This window comes from Streptomyces sp. NPDC045470, from assembly GCF_040646595.1.
In the GTDB taxonomy this organism is placed as follows: domain Bacteria; phylum Actinomycetota; class Actinomycetes; order Streptomycetales; family Streptomycetaceae; genus Streptomyces.
Genome location: NZ_JBEZAN010000063.1, coordinates 1 through 1,051, shown reverse-complemented (window position 1 = coordinate 1,051; position 1,051 = coordinate 1). Strand labels below are relative to the sequence as shown.

General features: G+C 68.3%; 2 protein-coding genes. One reads left to right on the top strand and one right to left on the bottom strand.

Annotated features, from left to right (window positions below; genetic code table 11):
* Window positions 1–56 precede the first annotated feature (56 nt).
* A complete protein-coding gene (locus AB0A97_RS41665) occupies window positions 57–839 on the bottom strand; it encodes a transposase family protein (protein ID WP_361161326.1) in 783 nt (260 codons plus the stop codon).
* Here AB0A97_RS41665 and AB0A97_RS41660 point away from each other — a divergent pair.
* The coding region (locus AB0A97_RS41660; protein ID WP_361161329.1) for a hypothetical protein at window positions 768–1,051 on the top strand (284 nt) is incomplete at its 3' end. The two genes, AB0A97_RS41665 and AB0A97_RS41660, sit on opposite strands and share 72 nt — an antisense overlap.

Genomic DNA, 1,051 nt, shown 5'->3' with positions numbered 1-1,051 from the left:
ACGACCTCGTGCACGGTAAGCGGTGAGGCGTCGAGGATGGCGGCGGGACTCGGTGTTCACCTCTGCCGTGTCGACGTCAGGTCCGCGGTCTGCTGATGAGACAGCAGACCCGCGACGGCCTGGACGGTGTCGCTCATGTGCTCGCGGCGTCCGAGGTGGCGGGCCAGGGCTCGCCAGTTCTTCAGATGGGCGACGCCGTGCTCGACCCGGATACGGCGGGAGGAGTGCGCCTTGCGCTGTCGTTCGTGCATCTCCTCGTACCAGTCCGGGGCGTTCTTCTTGAACTTGCGGTGTGGTGGTGTCACCACCCGGCCGCCGGTCTGCGGGCCCAATCCCTGGTAGCCGGCATCGGCGAGGACCTCGATCGCAGGCCCCTCGGCCAGGAGCTTGACCAGCCCCAACTGCCGGGCGTGGGTGATGTCGGCGCAGCTCGCGGGCCGTGCCGGGCCGCACCACAGCACGTGCCCCTCGCCGTCCGTGACCACCATGGACTTGACGGCGTTCTGCTTGTTCTTGCCGGAGATGAACGTATCGCGGTCCTTGCGTCCGGCGGCGGGCCGACGGACCCGGATCTCGGTGCCGTCAATGATGCCGGTCGACCCGCTCGCGCCGAGGTGGTCGACGACGTCGGCCAGAGACCGCAGCCGCACGTCGGGGCTGACGGTGCAGCCTCTCTCAGCGAGCAGGGGCCGTACCTCACCGATAGCCCGGGTGATGGTGGAGCGGTCCACGCCGAACCAGCAGGCCAGCACGTCGTGAGTGACCCCGTGACGAAGATGGACGAGCGTGGCCAGGAGCCGGTCGACGAACACCAGCCGGTGTTTCGCGCCGGCACCCATGGCCCGTTTCCGCGGCCGGGAGGTGAGCCGGGCCTGGTGCCGTTCATGCCGCAACGGAGCAAGTTCAGCAACGAGTTCAGCGATCGCGTCGGCTGCCAGGCCCGTGATCCTCCGGTCGCTGACGATCGCTGCACGAGACGCGTTCCTCACCACATGACCATGATCGACGATCAGAGGCTCGACGCCTCACCGCTTACCGTGCACGAGGTCGT

What these genes read in the sequence shown, in the direction of transcription:
- AB0A97_RS41665 (WP_361161326.1), bottom strand. Translation starts at nt 839, where the DNA reads ATGGGTGCCGGCGCGAAACACCGGCTGGTGTTCGTCGACCGGCTCCTG.